Origin of the sequence: Helicobacter sp. WB40 (assembly GCF_027859275.1) — a bacterium.
Lineage (GTDB): Bacteria > Campylobacterota > Campylobacteria > Campylobacterales > Helicobacteraceae > Helicobacter_D > Helicobacter_D ibis.
This window is the reverse complement of the sequence record NZ_JAQHXS010000002.1, coordinates 36,626-55,014: the sequence shown is the minus strand read 5'-3', so window position 1 is coordinate 55,014 and position 18,389 is coordinate 36,626. Positions and strand designations below refer to the sequence as shown.

At 31.4% G+C, this 18,389-nt stretch carries 18 protein-coding genes; 3 read left to right on the top strand and 15 right to left on the bottom strand.

Translation table 11 applies throughout. The features are described from left to right. The 8 genes from PF022_RS01760 to argF form a co-directional block, all read right to left on the bottom strand. Entirely contained in the window at positions 1-1,203 is a 1,203-nt protein-coding gene (locus tag PF022_RS01760; protein WP_271020825.1) for a sulfate adenylyltransferase, read from the bottom strand. After that, positions 1,181-2,068 carry a response regulator gene (locus tag PF022_RS01755; protein ID WP_271020826.1) on the bottom strand — a complete coding sequence of 296 codons (888 nt, stop codon included), beginning with the start codon at positions 2,066-2,068 and terminating at the stop codon, positions 1,181-1,183. The genes PF022_RS01760 and PF022_RS01755 overlap by 23 nt, the downstream gene beginning before the upstream one ends. Continuing rightward, on the bottom strand, positions 2,043-3,218 hold the full coding sequence (locus PF022_RS01750) for a bifunctional 2-C-methyl-D-erythritol 4-phosphate cytidylyltransferase/2-C-methyl-D-erythritol 2,4-cyclodiphosphate synthase (protein WP_271020827.1): 1,176 nt from the start codon (positions 3,216-3,218) through the stop codon (positions 2,043-2,045). Before PF022_RS01750 ends, PF022_RS01755 begins: the two co-directional genes overlap by 26 nt. 18 nt (positions 3,219-3,236) lie before the next feature. Then, the gene (locus tag PF022_RS01745; protein ID WP_271020828.1) at positions 3,237-4,886 is read right to left on the bottom strand and encodes a methyl-accepting chemotaxis protein; all 1,650 of its coding nucleotides are present in this window, start codon (positions 4,884-4,886) and stop codon (positions 3,237-3,239) included. Positions 4,887-4,986: 100 nt separating this feature from the next. Beyond that, positions 4,987-6,258 carry a (Fe-S)-binding protein gene (locus PF022_RS01740; protein WP_271020829.1) on the bottom strand — a complete coding sequence of 424 codons (1,272 nt, stop codon included), beginning with the start codon at positions 6,256-6,258 and terminating at the stop codon, positions 4,987-4,989. A 9-nt stretch (positions 6,259-6,267) separates the two neighbouring features. After that, the gene (gene hemN / locus PF022_RS01735; protein ID WP_271020830.1) at positions 6,268-7,635 is read right to left on the bottom strand and encodes an oxygen-independent coproporphyrinogen III oxidase; all 1,368 of its coding nucleotides are present in this window, start codon (positions 7,633-7,635) and stop codon (positions 6,268-6,270) included. A 10-nt stretch (positions 7,636-7,645) separates the two neighbouring features. Then, a complete protein-coding gene (locus PF022_RS01730) occupies positions 7,646-8,056 on the bottom strand; it encodes a DUF2603 domain-containing protein (protein WP_271020831.1) in 411 nt (136 codons plus the stop codon). Next, positions 8,035-8,955 (bottom strand): ornithine carbamoyltransferase, encoded by a 921-nt coding sequence (gene argF / locus PF022_RS01725; RefSeq protein ID WP_271020832.1) that lies wholly within the window; start codon positions 8,953-8,955, stop codon positions 8,035-8,037. Before argF ends, PF022_RS01730 begins: the two co-directional genes overlap by 22 nt. An 89-nt stretch (positions 8,956-9,044) precedes the next feature. On the opposite strand from argF, the gene hypA reads away from it, so the two are divergent. After that, positions 9,045-9,389: a hydrogenase/urease nickel incorporation protein HypA gene (hypA, locus tag PF022_RS01720; protein WP_271020833.1), complete on the top strand. Its 345-nt coding sequence runs from the start codon at positions 9,045-9,047 to the stop codon at positions 9,387-9,389. A gap of 1,023 nt (positions 9,390-10,412) precedes the next feature. Here hypA and groL read toward each other — a convergent pair. Next, a complete protein-coding gene (gene groL / locus PF022_RS01715; protein WP_271020834.1) occupies positions 10,413-12,053 on the bottom strand; it encodes a chaperonin GroEL in 1,641 nt (546 codons plus the stop codon). A 15-nt stretch (positions 12,054-12,068) separates the two neighbouring features. Further along, positions 12,069-12,329, bottom strand: coding sequence for a co-chaperone GroES (groES, locus tag PF022_RS01710; protein WP_271022598.1), 261 nt, complete (start codon positions 12,327-12,329; stop codon positions 12,069-12,071). Positions 12,330-12,605: 276 nt separating this feature from the next. On the opposite strand from groES, the gene PF022_RS01705 reads away from it, so the two are divergent. Together PF022_RS01705 and PF022_RS01700 are read left to right on the top strand one after the other, a co-directional pair. Next, complete coding sequence (locus PF022_RS01705) at positions 12,606-13,775, top strand: pyridoxal phosphate-dependent aminotransferase (protein ID WP_271020836.1); 1,170 nt, start codon at positions 12,606-12,608, stop codon at positions 13,773-13,775. A gap of 175 nt (positions 13,776-13,950) precedes the next feature. After that, a complete protein-coding gene (locus tag PF022_RS01700; RefSeq protein WP_271020837.1) occupies positions 13,951-14,430 on the top strand; it encodes a hypothetical protein in 480 nt (159 codons plus the stop codon). A gap of 33 nt (positions 14,431-14,463) precedes the next feature. Here the strand turns inward: PF022_RS01700 and ychF are convergent, their stop codons facing one another. The 5 genes from ychF to PF022_RS01675 all read right to left on the bottom strand — a co-directional run bounded on the left by ychF (position 14,464) and on the right by PF022_RS01675 (position 18,357). Beyond that, a complete protein-coding gene (gene ychF, locus PF022_RS01695; RefSeq protein WP_271020838.1) occupies positions 14,464-15,570 on the bottom strand; it encodes a redox-regulated ATPase YchF in 1,107 nt (368 codons plus the stop codon). 1 nt (position 15,571) lies between these two features. Then, a complete protein-coding gene (locus PF022_RS01690; RefSeq protein ID WP_271020839.1) occupies positions 15,572-16,990 on the bottom strand; it encodes a leucyl aminopeptidase in 1,419 nt (472 codons plus the stop codon). 9 nt (positions 16,991-16,999) lie between these two features. After that, on the bottom strand, positions 17,000-17,581 hold the full coding sequence (locus tag PF022_RS01685) for a DedA family protein (protein ID WP_271020840.1): 582 nt from the start codon (positions 17,579-17,581) through the stop codon (positions 17,000-17,002). 77 nt (positions 17,582-17,658) lie between these two features. Further along, on the bottom strand, positions 17,659-18,117 hold the full coding sequence (locus tag PF022_RS01680; protein ID WP_271020841.1) for a tRNA (cytidine(34)-2'-O)-methyltransferase: 459 nt from the start codon (positions 18,115-18,117) through the stop codon (positions 17,659-17,661). Next, on the bottom strand, positions 18,118-18,357 hold the full coding sequence (locus PF022_RS01675; RefSeq protein WP_271020842.1) for a hypothetical protein: 240 nt from the start codon (positions 18,355-18,357) through the stop codon (positions 18,118-18,120). Positions 18,358-18,389 lie beyond the last annotated feature (32 nt).

Here is an 18,389-nt window from a genome sequence, read left to right as displayed (position 1 = left end):
CTAGTTTAAATTATCCATTTTGTATAAATCTGCAATTTTGATATAGAAATCTTCTTCATTTATATCCTCTATGATTCCTCTATTTGCAAATAATGCACTATACTTTTTGATAAACGAACTAAACCTATCGGGGAATATATGACTTAGAATCTTAGCTGATACCTCCTTTCTTACTAGTAAAGTAGGTGGTATCAGCCCAGATTTTAGCATACCTTGTATAAAGCCAGAATCATAAGTTATATGATGATGTTGTCCATGTGGGCATGTTTTATTGCTTACTATCCCATAGCATTCATTGCAATAGAAAAACTCATTAACTATTTTTACTTTTATCTTTATATCTTTAGCAGTGTCAAAAATGGAATGTATTTTTTGATTGTCATAATATAGTGTTAGGTTTGGGTAGTTTTGTCCTATCATTATTTTATCGCAACCCATATTTTGAGAGATAATAGATTCTAATATAATGCCATGAGCACCAGCAAATAGATATATATCATCAAGTGGAACTATTAGGACTTTATTTTTTGGCAGGAAGTTTTCTATTACATATTCTAAGCATTTTTTTCTTATTTCAAAGTCAAGGAATTCTTCATTTTGCTCTCTTAGTAACATTAAGACTAATAATTCATTATTATCTAAGATTAGCCTAAAAATTTGTTCATGGATTCTTGTAACTGGTGATGCATTTAGCACCATAGATGTTGCTTTTTTTATTTTTAGGGATTTTTTTAGTAGCGGTATTTTTGATTTTGAGATTCTATCATGAAATATGTCGTCTTGGCTTATTATGATTTCATAATCCCCGCATATAGCATAATTACCAAGTCTATGCAGGATTTGTTTTGCTTTGGGTGAGTATATATCGCCACTCATGATTTTAAATAATCTTTCTTGCTTGTTGATTTTGAAAGTTTGACTTGTTTTTATGTATCCATATACTTTGCGTTCGCATATTATGTTGATAATTTCGCCTTCTTTTGCATTTTTTATTACTTCTTCATTTCTTCTTCCAGATGGTGCTAATATAAACGAAAATGGAAAGCTTTTTTGTTTGTATAATCCAGTGCTATCAACTTCATTCATTTCAGCTTCATTCATTAAGTGTGTTACTGGATATAGCAATCCCTCTTGACACAATAATAGTGCAAAAATTGCTTCTTTATCAATAAAAATAGACTTATTTCTTTTTAGATATTCCATATTTTTTTCTTTTCTCCCAAAGGCTTTTTCTTGACATACCAAGTCGTTTGCTAAGCTCTGTATCTGTATATTTGTCTTCAAATTTTAATATCATTGTTTTTGTGTATTCGTCTACGCTTAATATATCGTTTTGGTAGTCTTGTTCTGTGTTTGTTTGGACTTCATAAATGTTGCTAAACCCTTCTAAATCGCCACTAAGTGAAGATAGAATTACAGGAGTATTTTTTAGCATTTTTATACATTGTTCTTTATCCTCTCTTTTTAGTGTTTCAAATCCTATAACATAGGTTAGTCGTTGTCTTGGCAGATTCTTTAGAGCATGTTCATAATTTTTGTTTTTATAAAGAGAGATAAAGCTAATTGGTAGTTTTTTAAAGATTGCATAATTTACTACACATATATCTATTATTTTTTGTGAGATTCCTTTTATTATTAGCGGATATGAGACTTTTGTGTTTATTGTGTAGTTTGCACTTAATAAAGAATTGCAAAAATAATCTCTATAAAATGCAATTTCATTTTGTAATTGTCTATATGATGAATAATGTTCTATTTTTCTTATTAGTTCATCAATCATAAATGGCTTTACTATATAGTCGCTAGCACCAGCTTTTAGTGGTTTTGTAACTGTGTCATCATTTATATAAGGTATCATTAAAATTATTATTGAATCTTTGAAGTTTTCTATTAGAGGATAGAAGTTTTGACCTGATATGCTAGTAGATAGTAAAATTATATCCGCCTTATCGTGCTGCAATGCCTCTTTTGTGCTTGATGCTACTTCGCAGTTAAACCCAAAATAGCTTAGCTTAGATGATATGCTTTGTGCTAGATAAACTTCATTTTCTATTATCAGAATCTTCATAGATACCCCCTAGATGATTTTTCCAATCAAAATATTCCAATACCACATTACATTGAACCAATATGCCTTCAGCTCTGCCGATAAAGCCTAATTTTTCTGTTGTTGTTGCTTTTATATTTATGTGTGTTAGTGGTACATTTAAGAGATTGGCTATATTTTTTTCCATATCTCTTTTGTGTTGTGATAATTTTGGTTTTTGAGCAAATATCACTATATCCGCTTGTCTTATCTTGTATCCAACATTTATACTAAATTCGACTATTTTGGTTAATAAAATTGCAGAATCTGCATCTTTATAAGATTCGTCGGTATCACTAAACCACTCTCCAATATCACCAGCACCAATAGCACCTAATATAGCATCGCTAACAGCATGTAATACAATATCTCCATCGCTATGTGCAATTATTTCAAATTCACATGGTATTTTAATTCCACCTAAGATTATTTCATTACCCTCTCTTAGAGCATGTATATCGCTTCCAAACCCAACAAGAATCTTTTTGCTAGGAGGTTCTAGTGTTAATTTATGTATATCTTCTATTGTTGTAATTTTGTGAGATTGTTTATCTCCTTTTATGTATAGAATCTCACCATTGTTTGCTTGGATAGCACTACTTTCATCTGTGTATAAACCAAGTTTGATTGCTTCTTTTAGCTTTGAGGTTTTACTTAGTTGTGGTGTTTGTATTAGTTTTATATCCTCTCTTTTTAGATATTTATTATTGTATTGTGCAGTATCATTTATAGGTAAATATGGCACAACACAATCGTGTTTTCCTATATTTTGTAATATTTCATTAAATATATTTTTTGGAATATTGCTTCTTGCTATGTCGCTTACTAATATATATTCACTCTTTATTGTGCTTATTGCATTTTGCAAAGATTCTTGTCTTGTGCTTCCGCCACCTATTAGAGTGAAGTTTAGGCTATAAGAATCTAAAAATTTTTGCATATAAAATAGTTCATCATCAGATCCAACAATTATCATTTCGTTGAAATTGTAGTATGTGGCAATATTTTTTGCTACAACTAGCCATAATGGTAGCTCATCAATTCTAAGCCATTGTTTTTTTGGGGCTTGCAGACTTTCTTTAAATCTGCTACTCTTCCCAGCACCAAGTAATACTAATGCAACGCTATACAACCTCTTACCCTTTTAATTTTATATTTTAAAGTATTCCATGTGTTTTTTGAGTTGATTAGAAATGTCTTGTAGATTATTAGCTGCATTCGTTGAATCTTCCATTAGTTTTGAAGTATTTTTGGAATCTGTTGAAATATCTGTCATTTCAGATGATATGTGTTGCATACTATCTTGCTGTTCTTGTGTTGATTGTGCAACTTCTCTTGCTTTTTCTAATGAATCTTCAGCTTGAGTATTTATTTGCTCTAAGATTTCATTTGCTTCATTTGCTAGCCTCATTCCTTTTTCTACTTGAGGGATAGCCTCTCTTATTGCGTCTACTGCAGTTTGAGTTTCTTTTTGGATTATTTCTATCATTTTTGTAATTTCAGAAGTAGCCTCTCCAGTGCTTTCTGCTAGTTTTCTTATTTCATCTGCTACTACTGCAAATCCTCGTCCAGCCTCACCAGCTCTTGCTGCTTCTATTGCTGCATTTAGTGCTAGAAGATTCGTTTGATCTGTGATTTCTTTGATTAATTCTGCACTTCCGCTAATTTCTTGTGAATATTTTTCTAGTGCTCTTATGTGGTCTGCTGAATTAGAGACAGTTTGTGTGATTGCTTCTATTTCTTTTATTGTGGTTAGCATAGCCACTTTGCCTTGTTGCGATAGTTTTGTAGTTTGTTCTGAATTATCCTCTGTTTGTTGTGCTATTTGTGCTACTTGAGCAATTGTTATTACACAGCTATTTATATTTTTTGTTGCTTCTTCTGATTTGTCTAATTGTCTATATGATGAGCTTTGAGCCTCTTTTGAGCATTTTGACACTTCATTGGCCTTAATTCCTAGTTCATCGGAGCATCTTGAAACTTCAGAGACTATGTCTCTTAATTTATTTTGCATATGCACCATGCTTGATAGCATACTATTTTGGAATTGCACTTTTATGTTTGTATTTAGATTTCCATTTGCTATGCTAAGAACAGCTTTTATAGCTTCTCTTGGCTCACCACCTAGAGATGAGACTATCAATCTTGCAATATATCCAGCAATCAAAACTGCAAGAATAAAAGCTATTGCGGTAAGAATCATATTTAGTGTTAGATAATCTTTAATAGAAGAACTAGCCAACTCTGATAAATTTTTATTTTTAGCTTCTTGATAATCTATGAACTCATTAATAACAGCAAGCCATTCAGTAAAATATGGTCTAGCTAATTCTAGCAATAAATCATGTGCTTGTTCAGTTTGGTTTGATAATCTAAGTTCTATTATTTTATGAATTATAGGAGCAGTTTTTTCTTTTGTTTTGATGATTTTTTGCAATATTTCTTTATCTTTGTCATCTAACATATTTGGCATTGTTGCCATTTCATTCATTTTCATAGCAGATTCACTGTAGAAAGCTTCTAGTTTCTTTATTTCTTCTATTGTTTTTTGCATCTCTTGTGTATCTTCGTCATGTAGTAATACTACATCTCTTACAGCTATGGCTCTATCATGAACACTACCTCGAAAGTTGATTGCGTATCTTTGTTTAACAGAATTTACATCACTTATTTGTATAAGCGTATTATTAGCAAAATTTACTTTTGAATACCCTATTATCGTGAGTATTAACATAAACAATAGTATAGAACCAAATCCAATTCCTAGTTGAGCTTTGAGCGACATATTTTTACCAATCATTTAATTACCTTTGCAGTCTTTAGTGATTTTTGTTACAAGATTATACAAAAATAGCTTATAAAAATATTAGATATTAAGAGAAAATAGTTAAGGATAAAAATTATTGTCTTAATGCTTTGGCAATTAATTCTAGTGGATGTAAAAATGTAATATCAATTTTTTCATTATGTATTACATTGGTAAGTTGCATTCTGCACGCACTGCACTCCGCACTTACATATTTTGCTTTAGTTTTTTCTATCATTTTGGCTTTTTTGCTACCAACTTTTCTTGCAAGTTCAAATTTTTCGCTCTGTATAGTTACTCCGCCAAATCCACAACAAGCAGAAGAATCTTCCATTTCTATTATTTTATATGCTTTTGATAGTAAGGTTCTTGGTTCTTTGTAGATTCCTAGAACCTTTCTTGAATGACATGGGTCATGATATGTGATTTCTTCAGTTGTCGCATTTTGTTCTAGCATTGTTATTAGATTCGTATTATCTAGCAGATATTTGGTTGCCATTTGGAATTTTGGTTTTAGCTTTTTTATTCTATTTTTCATCTCTTCATCATTTTTCATAAATCTTTCCCAATCCTCTATCATCATAGCAGCACATGTAGCCTCTGGGATAAGTATTGCTTCTACTTCATCTATGAAGCTCTCAAAATATTCTACATTGTATCGAATAAGAGAATCTACACTATGAAAATCACCTGTAAAATACATTGGAGCACCACAGCATTTTTGGCTTTTTGCTATTTTGATGTTTATTTGTAGTTTTTCTAATATAAATAGTAGCGAATCTCCAACACTCTTATAATTATTATTTGCAAGACAACCTATAAAAATTGCTACTTTTTTATTTGAATCTTTTTTGATTATTTCTTCGTTATTTGAGGCAAGAAAGCTTTCTTTTTGTATGTTTGCTATTACTCTATTTTTTAAGAAAGGAAGTTTTATTCTTGGGATTAGACATGAAGAATCTTTTGATGTTTTAAATAAAATTGGCACAAAAATACTACCAAAAGATAATATTCTATCCATTACTTTTCTATTTTTTAGCAGATAAAATATTATTTTTTTGAATCTTGCTATACCGAATTTTTGGGCTATTTCATATCTTATATTTTCTATTAGTTCATCAGTTGGGAGGACATTTGGGCATACACTTACGCACGTGTTACACAAAAAGCAAGATTCAAAGATATTTTTTGCATTTTTATCTAATGGTAGATTGCCTCTTTCATATGCACCTAGCAAGTCTATAAATCCTCTTGGCGAAGTTACTTCATCGCCGTTGATGCTAAATATAGTGCAACTTGGAATGCACTTTCCACATTTCACACAAGAATCTGTAGTTGGTAAATAGCTAAATGAAGTAAAATGCACTTATATCCTTTATATTGTTTTACTAAATACTTTTTTATTATCTTCTATTTTATTTAGATATGAATCAAACGCCATTGCGATATTTCTTATCATTAGTGTACCTGTTGGACTTACTTCTATTTTATTATCTGCTATAGATATTAATCCAGCTTCTTCTAGTTCTTCTAAGTTATTTAGAGATTCTTTAAAATAATCTTTGAAGTTGATGTTAAATTCATTTTCTATGCTTTTGAAGTCTAGTTTAAAGTTGCTCATAAGATTCATAATGACTGCTTTTCTGCATATATCATCAAAGCTTAACTTTATTCCTCTAAAAAATGGTAGTTTGCCCGAATCTATTGCTTTTTGATAGCTTGGGAGATCTTTGTGGTTTTGTGCATAATAGTCAAGCCCTTCTCCTATTGAAGTTATGCCGATTCCTATTGTTTGTGTGCCACCTTTTGTGCTATATCCTTGGAAGTTCCTTCTTAGCTCGCCTTTTTGTATTGATTTAAAGAGTTCATCATTTGGCTTTGCAAAATGATCCATACCTATCATTTTGTATCCGTTTGATTGTAGGAACAAAATAGTATTTTCTAGTATTTGTAGTTTTTCGTCTGGAGTTGGAAGCTTGGTTTCATCTATTTTTCTCATTGTTTTTTTAATCCATGGGACATGAGCGTAGTTAAAAATTGCAAGTCTATCAGGATCTAATTTTATGCATGTCTCTAGTGTGGTTTTAAAAGTCTTTAGATTTTGATATGGCAAACCATAAATCAAATCAAAATTTATAGATTCTATTCCATATTTTCTCGCTATATTTGTTGCGTTTTCTACTAAGGCTAATGGTTGGATTCTATGAACTGCAGTTTGCACCTTCTCATCAAAGTCTTGCACTCCAAAGCTAAGTCTGTTGAATCCGCCATTTTTTAATGCTTTCATTTGATCTTCATTGAAGTATCTAACATCAACTTCACATGCGATTTCAGCATCATTGCTGAAGTTTGTAAAAGTGCTTTTTATCATGCTTATAATACATTCTAATTCTTGTGCATTAAAAAATGTAGGAGTGCCACCGCCAAAGTGTAGTTGATGAACACTCTTGGTGCAGTTTATGGAATCTTTTATAATATCTAGTTCTTTTTTTAAATATTCTATGTATTTTTGTTTGTTTTCATCTTTGCTTGTATAAATTACATTACAACCACAAAAATAACATGCGCTTCTACAAAATGGCAAATGTATGTATAAAGATAATGGGCTTGTGTCATTTTGTAAATCTTTTATATAAGATTCATATTTATAATCTTCGCTAAATTCTATTGCAGTTGGATAGCTTGTGTATCTTGGTCCTGCTTTTGAGTATTTTATAAATTTTTTAAAATCAATTTCTTGCACTTAAGATTCCTTATAGTTCTATGTCTTTAACTAAGTTTACAAAATTTAAAAATAAATATGGATATTTCTTTTTAATGTTTTTTACTATCACTTTTGGGTCTTTTTTGTAGTTTTTTACTTCCCTTATAGCTATACACCACACATCATCAAAATCTATTGGAGTATTTTTGTGAATCTCTTTTTCGAGCTCAAATAGATATTTATCGATTTCTAAGTCCTTTGCTAGTCGCATTACAGATTCCATTGCTTGTGGCGATAGTAGGTAAAATTCATTGTCATTGGCGTCTTTTATGAAAGCTAGATTCGTGCTAATATCTATTGTTTCGTTTATTTTTTGTGTATTGCTTCTAGCTTTTATTGCTTGTTGTTTTATGTTTGTATAATCATTTTTGTTTATTGTTAGTTGTTTTGATGTAGCCAAATTATAACTCCTTTTTGTGCGTGAAGCCTATTTTCTGCTTCTAAAAATACTCTGCTATTTGAGCCTTCTATAACTTCTGTGCTAACTTCATATCCTCTATAAGCAGGCAAACAATGCAAAAATATCGAATCTTGTTTTGCATGTTGCATTAGCGATTCATCAATACAGAATCCTTTAAAGTCTTTTATTCTTTTTTCTTTTTCATTTTCTTGTCCCATTGATATCCAAGTATCTGTATTTATCACATCGCAGTCTTTTATTGCTTCTTTTGGGTCATTGGTTAAGATTAGTTTAGCACCAGAATCTTGCGCAAACTCTTGTGCTTTTGCGAGAATATTACTATCCACTTCATAATTTTTAGGAGAGGCGATTCTTAGCTCGAATCCCAACTTTGAAGCCAACATAAGCCATGAGTGAGCCATATTATTACCATCGCCTATGTAGCATACTATTGGGTTTTTATCTTTGTTGCATTCTTGCATTGTTAGATAGTCTGCTAGTAGTTGCATTGGGTGATAGCTATCGCTTAGCCCATTTATCACTGGGACTTTTGAGTATTTTGCAAATTCTTCTAATCTACTATGTTCAAATGTTCTTAGCATTATCATATCAACCATTGATGATATTACCCTAGCAGTATCCATTATTGGCTCTCCACGACTTAGTTGTGTGTCATTGTTTGATAAAAATAATGCGTTGCCACCTAGTTGCTTTATCCCAACTTCAAAGCTCACTCTTGTCCTTGTTGAGTTTTTTTCAAATATCATAGCTAGGGTTTTGTTTTGCATTTCTGTGGAGAATACGCCCTTTTTTGTGTTCTCTTTTAGGGATTTTGCTATTTTTAAAATATCTAAAATTTCTTTTTTGTTAAAATCTGCTAGAGTTAAAAAATGCCTCATCTTTAACCTTAAAATATCGTAGTAAAATGGTATTTTACAATAAAAAATATAATTTATTTTAAAAGTTCCAAAAATACTAAGGGGTAAATATGCATGAATTTTCAGTAGTTTCATCTTTGCTTGATAATTGTGAGAAGATTGCAATTTCAAATAATGCTACAAAAATATTATCTGTATATGTTCAAATAGGGGAGAGAAGTGGGGTGAATCCTAAACTGCTAAAAAGCGCATTTGAGGAGTTTAAAATTGGAGGAATATGTTGTAATGCAAAATTATTTATAGAATATCAAAAGGTTGTATTGGAGTGCAAAAAATGTGGCAGTGTGTATGAGAGCAAAGAGATTGAATATGTAAAATGTGACATATGCAAGGAAGAATCTTTAAGCATAGTAGCAGGTAATGAAATGTTGCTTATGCGATTGGAGATGGAATAGATTCTAATATCTGTGGAATCTTTCGAATTGTTTTTTGAAAGTAGGGTAGAATTCCTCCATAGCCATGCATAACCTTTTATAATCCTAGTTATTGAGCCATTAGTAGTAAGCAATTCTCTCATAAAACTATAAAGCTCATATGCAACATAAATACTATGCACCAATCTTTGATCTTTTTCGCTTAAATCTTCGTATTCTTTGCCTAGATTTAGTAGATTATCGATATATACAATCACTATTTTGTTCTCAAGCAGACTTGTTGTATTCTTTGATAATGTAATGATTCTGCCGTAGTATTCTTGATCCATTTCATCAAATTTTTCCCTTATATATGAATGGCATGCTATTACGCCGATATTTTGGGTTTTTGTTTCACTTTTTTTAGTTCTTCTATTACGCTTGTGATTAACTACTTGTTGAAACCAAGTTTAGCAAAGTCATGTATTGTAAAGTTTGTATTTTAAAATGATTGAACTCTCTTATTAGTTCCATGATTTTAAATCTTTGTTTTTTTGGCAACGTTTTATAACCCCCCCTTTATTGCAGATATAATAGTTTCTGCTTTACCTCTCGCACAGCTTTGGATTTGGGGGAGGTGGTAAGGTTGTAAATTTACATGTATTATATGACTAGTTTATTAAGTAAATATAAATTTATAGTAAATATTAAATTTTATAGATTATAATCAAGCTATATACTAATAGTATTATTTACTAATAGATAATTAATATTATATAAGTATATTTTTTACTTTTGTGATAGTTTTCATAATTTTTAGGAATCTTACAAGTTTATAATTAGATTCTAAGTAGTTCTAAAATACTGGATTTATTGGCAAGACTTGAGTAGTTTAGTTTTTATTTAATGGTCGGAAAATCTAAAAGATAAATTTTAGTAAATTTTTAAACCATTGCCAATATTTATTTTTATTTGGAATCTTGGCAATTTGTTATTTTAATTTTAGTAGTTTGGAAAGGATTTGAAGTTTGTGGTTTTAAGAGTTTAAAAGTGGGAGAGGTGGAATTACATCATTCCACCCATACCACCCATACCACCCATACCGCTCATATCAGGCATAGCTGGTTTGTCTTCTTTAATTTCATGCACTGTTGCTTCTGTTGTTAGAAGTAGGCTTGAAACTGATACTGCATTTTGTAGTGCGATTCTTGCAACTTTTAGTGGATCAATAATTCCTGCTTCAAACATATCTACATAGCTTCCATTTGAAGCATCAAATCCATTATTTGCATTTGAATCTTTTTCTACATTATTTACTACTACACCATCATCAAATCCTGCATTTGTAGCAATTTGCTTAATAGGAGCTTTGATTGCTCTTTTTATTATTTCATATCCGATTTTCTCATCACCACTTAGATCTAAATTAACCTTAGCAGCTGCTCTAATTAATGCAGCTCCACCACCGATGATGATCCCTTCTTCAACAGCAGCTTTAGTAGCTGATAGTGCGTCATCTACTCTGTCTTTTTTCTCTTTCATTTCTACTTCACTTGCAGCACCAACTTTAATAACTGCTACACCACCACTTAGCTTTGCTAGTCTTTCTTGTAGCTTTTCTTTATCGTAGTCGCTTGTTGTGCTTTCAATTTGAGTTTTGATTTGTGCGATTCTTGCTTCTACTGCATTTTTCTCACCAGCACCATCTACAATAGTTGTATTATCTTTGTCAATTACGATTCTTGAAGCTTGTCCTAGATCTTCAATACTTGCATTTTCTAGTGTTTTACCAAGTTCTTCGCTAATTACTTCACCACCTGTTAGAGTAGCAATATCTTTTAGCATTTCTTTTCTTCTATCACCAAATCCCGGAGCCTTAACTGCTGCTACATTTAGCACACCTCTTAGTTTATTTACTACTAGAGTTGTTAGAGCTTCTCCTTCAATGTCTTCTGCGATGATTAAAAGTGGTTTGCCACTTTTCATAGTAGATTCTAAAAGTGGAAGAATATCTTTCATAGAAGTGATTTTCTTATCTGTTAAAAGAATATAAGGGTGCTCTAATTCTGTTTCCATTTTATCGCTATTTGTAACAAAATAAGGACTTAGATAACCTCTATCAAATTGCATACCCTCAACAACGCTTAATTCATCATTGATTCCTTTTGCTTCTTCAACAGTGATAACACCATCTTTGCCAACTTTTTCCATAGCTTCAGCGATTAAATCACCTACTTTAACATCAGAGTTTGCAGAGATTGAAGCAACTTGTGCGATTTCTTTTTTGCCTGAAACTGGTTTTGACATTTTCTTTAATTCTTCTGTGATAGCTTCAGCTGCTTTATCCATTCCTCTTTTTACTTCTACTGGGTTTGCACCTGCAGTTATGTTTCTTAGTCCTTCTTTAAAAATACTATATGCTAGAACTGTTGCAGTTGTAGTTCCATCACCTGCTGCATCTGCAGTTTTACTTGCTACTTCTTTTACAAGTTGTGCTCCCATATTTGCAATAGGATCTGCTAATTCGATTTCTTTAGCAACTGATACACCATCTTTTGTTATGCTTGGAGCACCGAAGCTTTTTTGAATTAATACATTTCTTCCTCTTGGTCCCATTGTTACTTTAACAGCATCGCTTAGTTGCTTTACGCCTTCATATAGTCTATTTCTTGCGTTATCTGAAAAATTAATTTCTTTACTTGCCATATCTTACTCCTTAAATTAAGCTAAAACGCCTAAAACATCTTCTAATTTTAAAATTAAATATTCTTTTCCGTCTAGTTTTACTTCTGTGCCAGAATATTTGCCAAATACAACTTTATCATTTACGCTCACTTCTTTTACTATGCTACCGATAGCTTTTACTTCACCCATTAGTGGTTTTTCTTTAGCATTATCAGGTATAATAATTCCAGAAGCGGTTTTAGTATCTTCTTCAAGTCTTTCTACTAAGATTCTCTCTCCAAGTGGTTTGAAATTCATAGGAATACCTCCGCATTTATTTAAGATTAAAATTTTAAAAAACACTGAAATTATATTTCAATTTTCATATGTTGTCAATACATTGAGTAAAAAATATCATTAAATATTAGTCAAATATACTAAAGTTATATTAGTTTTTATAGCTAATAATTATAAAGTCTATTTAGTTAAAGTTTCGTATGTTGTGTAGAGTTTTTAATTTACTGATTTATAATATTTTAAAATAAGTAGAAATATACTTATGGGATTTGACAAAAGTAGTGAAAAAGGATTTTTATGGAAAAAGTGTATTCTAAAAAAGTTGAGAATTTATCTGAATCTATAACCATAGCAATTAGCACACTTGCAAGGGAGCTAAAAGAACAAGGGAAAGATATATTGTCATTTTCTGCGGGTGAGCCTGACTTTGATACGCCAAAGGTAATTAAAGATGAGGCAATTAAGGCTATGGATAGTGGATTTACTAAATATACTGCAGTTGCTGGAATACCTGATTTGCTAAAAGCCATTAGCTTGAAGCTAGAAAGAGATAATAATCTAAAGTATGAAACAAACGAAATAGTAGTAAGCAGTGGTGCAAAGCATTCTTTATACAATGTCTTTGAATCTCTTATTAATGTGGGTGATGAAGTAATAATTCCATCTCCTTATTGGGTTACATATCCAGAGCTTGTTACATATTGTGGTGGTAAAAATGTATTTATACAAACAACACAAGAAAATAATTTCAAAATAACAAAAGAACAACTAAGAAATGCAATAACAAATAAAACAAAGTTTCTAGTATTGACAACTCCTTCAAATCCAACTGGTATGGTGTATTCTAAAGAGGAGCTAGAAGATATAGCAGATGCACTAAAAGATACTAATATTTGGGTTATAAGTGATGAGATATATGAGAAGTTAGTATACGATGGTAAGTTTATTTCAACTGCTAGTATTAATTCTCACATGCTTGAGAGAACAATTACCATAAATGGTCTTAGTAAGTCTGTGGCAATGACTGGTTGGAGAATGGGGTATCTTGCTACAAAGGATAAGAATCTAAGAAAACTAATAGTTAATCTTCAAAGTCAAAGCATGTCAAATATAAACTCTATTACTCAAAAGGCTTCTATTGCGGCACTTGATGGTAGAGCTGAAACTGATATAGAAAATATGAAAATCGCATTTAAAAAAAGAAGAGATCTAGCGTGTGAGTTATTCTCTAAAATAAATGGTCTAAAGGTTAGTAAGCCAGATGGTGCATTTTATTTATTTATAAATTGTGAATCTATCAATAAAAATTCTATGCAGTTTTGTAAAGATTTGCTAGAGAGAGAAGGTGTAGCAGTTGTTCCTGGTATTGGCTTTGGTATGGATGGATATTTTAGATTTTCATTTGCTACTGATTTAGATTCTATAAAAAAGGGAATAGAGAGAATATATAAATTTTGCAAATCATAGTAAAGTGCATTATTTGGAGGAACTTGTCATCTATTTGCTATAAAAATTAAAAAATATTATGGCAAAAAGAGAAAGGTATTTGGTATTTTGTGTATCCACACTTTTGTGGTTGTAGCAATCAAAAATGGAACAATATTTGCTTTAGATTCTAGTAACTCAAATTAAAGGGTAACTTATGAATGTGAATGATAAAAATAATTCTATGGTTAGTTTGTTAAGTCAGTCGTATAATAAGCAAAATAGCAATACAAATGATATTTCAGGTTATCAGCCAAAGGATTCTAATTCTATTTTTGGTGCTCAGAAGAGTAGCGAAACTTCAAATATCTCTAGTCTTTTTGATGCCGGTTCTATGTATCTTCCAAGTAGCGTAGAGGATAAATTTGAAGTAAGTGGTGAATTAGCAAAGTTACAACATTTTTCATCTAGCTTTGATGATGATTTAAAAGATTTAGGTCAAGCAATGTATGATAATGGAATTTTGAATGCAGAAGAAAAAATGGGATTTGATATTATTTTGAAAAATAATCCGACATTAGATGCAGGGGTTACGCAAAATTTACTGAAAAATCCAAATTTGACGCAAGAGAGTTTTAATTTGCTATCTGGTGTTGATAAGAAAATTAGTGCAGTTAGATATTTTGGCGGTTTTTAATTTCTTAGAATCTAAATTTAGATTCTAAGAAATCTATACATTAAATCTAAAGTGCATTACATCGCCATCGCATACTACATAATCCTTGCCTTCGATTCTTAAGACACCAGCTTCTTTAGCCTTTTGTTCTCCACCATGTTTGATAAAGTCATCATAAGATATTACTTCTGCTTTTATAAATCCTTTTTCAAAGTCATTATGTATGACACCTGCTGCTGCTGGAGCTTTATCGCCATTTTTGATTGTCCATGCTCTTACTTCTTTTACCCCAGCGGTAAAGTAGCTAATTAGCCCAAGCTTTGCAAATCCCAAATGTATTATCTTATCCAAGCCACTTTCTTTTACTCCTAGCTCTTCTAAAAACTCGACTTGTTCTTCATTACTTAAGCCTACTAATTCTTCTTCTATTTTGGAGCATAATTTTATTACATCACAACCATTATCTTGTGCGTATTTTTTGAGTTCTGTTACATACTTATTATCTTCTTTTAGAGATTCTTCATCTACATTTGCACCATATATTATTTCTTTATTGCTAAGAAGTCTTAGTTCTTTATCTAGTAATAAGAATCTATCGTCATCTTTTTTGCTGAAGATTCTAGCTGGTTTGCCATCTTCTATGTGTTTTAGTAACTCTATGGCTAGTTCTAAATTTGCTTTTGCTTCCTTATCAGTCCCACTTTTTGCTAATCTAGTTAGCTTTTCTACTCTCTTTTGCACGCTTTGCATATCTGAAATTAGCAGTTCAGTTTCGATTATTTCTATATCTCTTAGTGGGTCTATGCTGCCTTCTACATGTGTGATGTTTGAATCTTCAAAGCAACGAACGATATGCAAGATAACTTCAGTTTCTTTTATGTTTGCTAAGAATTGATTTCCTAAACCCTCTCCCTTACTTGCTCCTTTAACCAATCCAGCAATATCCACAAATTCTATTGTTGAGTGTTGAATCTTTTCTGGATTTACTATTTTTGCTAATTCTGCAAGTCTTCTATCAGGCACAGGAACTACGGCTTTATTTGGCTCAATGGTGCAAAATGGATAGTTTGCAGCTTGTGCATTTTGTGTTTTTGTTAATGCATTAAAAGTGGTTGATTTTCCAACATTTGGTAGTCCTACAATCCCTACGCTAAGTCCCATATTATTCCTTTATATTTCTTATAAATTCTACACAAGCCCTAACACCAGCACCGGTTGCTCCAAATGGATTTACCCCCCATGATTTCTCAACATATGCAGGACCTGCTATATCTAGATGAATCCATTTATCTTGCAAATCTTTACTTACAAATTCTCCCAAAAACATACCAGCACTAATTGCACTACCATATCTACTAGAAGGTATGTTGCACAAATCAGCTACTTCTGATGAATATAGCTTTTTTAAGTATGGATTAAAAGGTAGAATCCCACTTAGCTCACCAGCATTAAAGGCGTGTTTTGCAAAGTTTTCTTTTAGTTTTTGATTATATCCCATGATACCAATTGTATAATCTCCAAGTGCGACAACACAGGCACCGGTGAGTGTTGCTAGATCTATTAGATAATCAGGTTTTAAATCACTAGCATAGCTTAGACAATCAGCCAATACAAGCCTACCTTCAGCATCGGTATTTCTAACTTCTATTGTCTTTTTATTTCTAGCTGTTAATATATCATCTGGTTTGTAGGCATTGCCTCCTATCATATTTTCTGCTAAGCCCAAGATTCCATGAACTTCAACTTCTAACTTTAGTTTTGCAACTATTTCCAAAATCCCAATAACAGCACAAGCTCCACTCTTATCAGCCTTCATTGTGGTCATATAATCACCCGGTTTTAAGCTAAGACCACCACTATCATATGTTAATCCCTTTCCTACAAGTGCAATTTTTGGAACTTTTTTCTTTGTGTTTGGCTTGTAGTGTAAATGCACCATGAAAGGCTCATTGATACTTGCCTTTGCAACTGCTAAGAAGGCTTCCATATTTTCCTTTTTTAGGAATTTTGAATCATGTATTTTGCAAGAAATATTAGAATCTTTGGCTATCTTATGAGCAAAATTTGCCACATAATTTGGCGTTGCATCTTGTGGTGGAGTATTTATTAACTCTCTTATTTTGTTTATAGATTCTGTAATTATTTTGCTTTGTGATATTTGATTTTCGATTTGTGTTTTTGTAAGTTTTGTTGATTGTATATATATTTCTTTTATGTGGTTTTTTGATTTTTTAGTTTTGTAGCTATCAAAAGAATAGTTCCCAAGCAAAAATCCTTCGCAAATTTCTTTTAATTCAGATTCGCTACTAGCCTCTATTGATATGCTATTTATTTTTAGTGATTTTAGTTTTTGTATTGCTTGTGATATTGAATCTCTAATAGCATTTGGGAATTCATATCCACAATCATCAATTCCTATAAAAAACTTTTTATACTCTAATAGCATACATGATCCGCTTCCATCAAAGTCGTATTTATCTAGCGAATCTTTCTCTGCTTTGCTTAGATTTTTTGGTAATTTCTTATTTTTTATTAGTATTAATTCTATATCACCGATTTTGTCTTTTGCTAGTAGATTCATGTTCACTCCTTATCCAATCATTTTCTTTTCTACTTTTTGTGTTACCTTGTGTAAGTAGTAGTAAATTCCACCACCTACAATTATTACAAATGGTATTGCTATGTAATAATGTTGTTTTGCTATGTGAACTAATGCTAATAGTTCTTCCCCAAAGAAATAAGCAAGCAATATAGTAATTGCAGCCCAAACTAATGCACTAATAAAATTAATAAAAGCAAATGTCTTAGCATTATATCTGGTAACGCCTATACTCATTGGTATTACAGTTCGCATACCATATAGATATCTTTGGACAAATATTATAGGCCACCCATATCTTTGCAGGAGAAGATGAGCGAATGCAAATTTTCTTCTTTGTGTTTTTAGTCTTTTATATATGAATTGCTTGTTGTATCTGCCTATATAGAAATAGACTTGATCACCTACAAATCCACCAAAACCAGCAACAAGTATAGCAATTGGAATTGACATATGTCCAGTATGACACATAATACCAGCCATAATTAAGCCAAGCTCACCTTCAAGTGTGCTCCAGATAAATAAAATCACATACCCATATTCTTGTAACCAAGCTATAAACAATTCTTCCATGACGATAATTTTTTTCTTTCTTTAAAAATAATTTTTGTATTTTATCCAATATTTACTTAAAGCCTTGTTTGAAAAGTTTAGATAAAATCCCTTTGTCTTATCCCTTCATACAAAACTATTCCTGTGCTTGTAGCTAGATTTAGACTTCTTGCATTATTTGTCATTGGTATTTTAAAGCAATTATTTTCATTTTGTTTTAATATTTCTTCATTAAGCCCTGCATCTTCTCTTCCAAAGTGTAAATAAGCACCATTTTGCAAACAAGCATTATAATGAGCTTTATTTGCTTTTGTCGTTAGAAAATAATGCGGAATCTCTTTTGTAGATGATTGTAAAAACTCATCATAATTATTCCAAGTATATACTTCTAAATGCTCCCAGTAATCCATTCCAGCTCTTTTTAATTCTTTTTGCGTTAGCAAAAAGCCAAGGGGATATATCAAATGCAACACGCTATTGCTAGCATAGCATAGTCTTCCTATGTTACCGGTGTTTTGTGGGATTCTAGGTTGGTGCAACACTATGTGGAATCTCATCTAACCCTCCAAGTTTAGTGGTGATATTGCATTTGGTTTTTGTATTTGTGAAGTTTGTGGTTTATTTTGTTGTGCGTTTTGTATTATATCTTTTAGAGATTCTTCTTTTATGGCTTGTTCTGCTCTTATTAATGCTTTAAATAAGATTGCTAGGGTTTTTGCATTTTTCTTACAAAATGTGTTTAGCTGATATTTGATAATTGATATCTCAATAGAATTAACATCTTGCAATGATTCCATAAATAAAATCTCCAAAAAGATAGCATTATATC

Bases quoted from the DNA above. Each gene is read 5' to 3' on its own strand.
- groL (WP_271020834.1), bottom strand. From the start codon at position 12,053: ATGGCAAGTAAAGAAATTAATTTTTCAGATAACGCAAGAAATAGACTA.
- ychF (WP_271020838.1), bottom strand. From the start codon at position 15,570: ATGGGACTTAGCGTAGGGATTGTAGGACTACCAAATGTTGGAAAATCA.
- PF022_RS01760 (WP_271020825.1), bottom strand. From the start codon at position 1,203: ATGGAATATCTAAAAAGAAATAAGTCTATTTTTATTGATAAAGAAGCA.
- groES (WP_271022598.1), bottom strand. From the start codon at position 12,329: ATGAATTTCAAACCACTTGGAGAGAGAATCTTAGTAGAAAGACTTGAA.
- hypA (WP_271020833.1), top strand. From the start codon at position 9,045: ATGCATGAATTTTCAGTAGTTTCATCTTTGCTTGATAATTGTGAGAAG.
- PF022_RS01700 (WP_271020837.1), top strand. From the start codon at position 13,951: ATGAATGTGAATGATAAAAATAATTCTATGGTTAGTTTGTTAAGTCAG.
- PF022_RS01685 (WP_271020840.1), bottom strand. From the start codon at position 17,581: ATGGAAGAATTGTTTATAGCTTGGTTACAAGAATATGGGTATGTGATT.
- PF022_RS01755 (WP_271020826.1), bottom strand. From the start codon at position 2,068: ATGAAGATTCTGATAATAGAAAATGAAGTTTATCTAGCACAAAGCATA.
- PF022_RS01705 (WP_271020836.1), top strand. From the start codon at position 12,606: ATGGAAAAAGTGTATTCTAAAAAAGTTGAGAATTTATCTGAATCTATA.
- PF022_RS01675 (WP_271020842.1), bottom strand. From the start codon at position 18,357: ATGGAATCATTGCAAGATGTTAATTCTATTGAGATATCAATTATCAAA.
- PF022_RS01690 (WP_271020839.1), bottom strand. From the start codon at position 16,990: ATGAATCTACTAGCAAAAGACAAAATCGGTGATATAGAATTAATACTA.
- argF (WP_271020832.1), bottom strand. From the start codon at position 8,955: ATGAGGCATTTTTTAACTCTAGCAGATTTTAACAAAAAAGAAATTTTA.
- PF022_RS01680 (WP_271020841.1), bottom strand. From the start codon at position 18,117: ATGAGATTCCACATAGTGTTGCACCAACCTAGAATCCCACAAAACACC.
- PF022_RS01745 (WP_271020828.1), bottom strand. From the start codon at position 4,886: ATGATTGGTAAAAATATGTCGCTCAAAGCTCAACTAGGAATTGGATTT.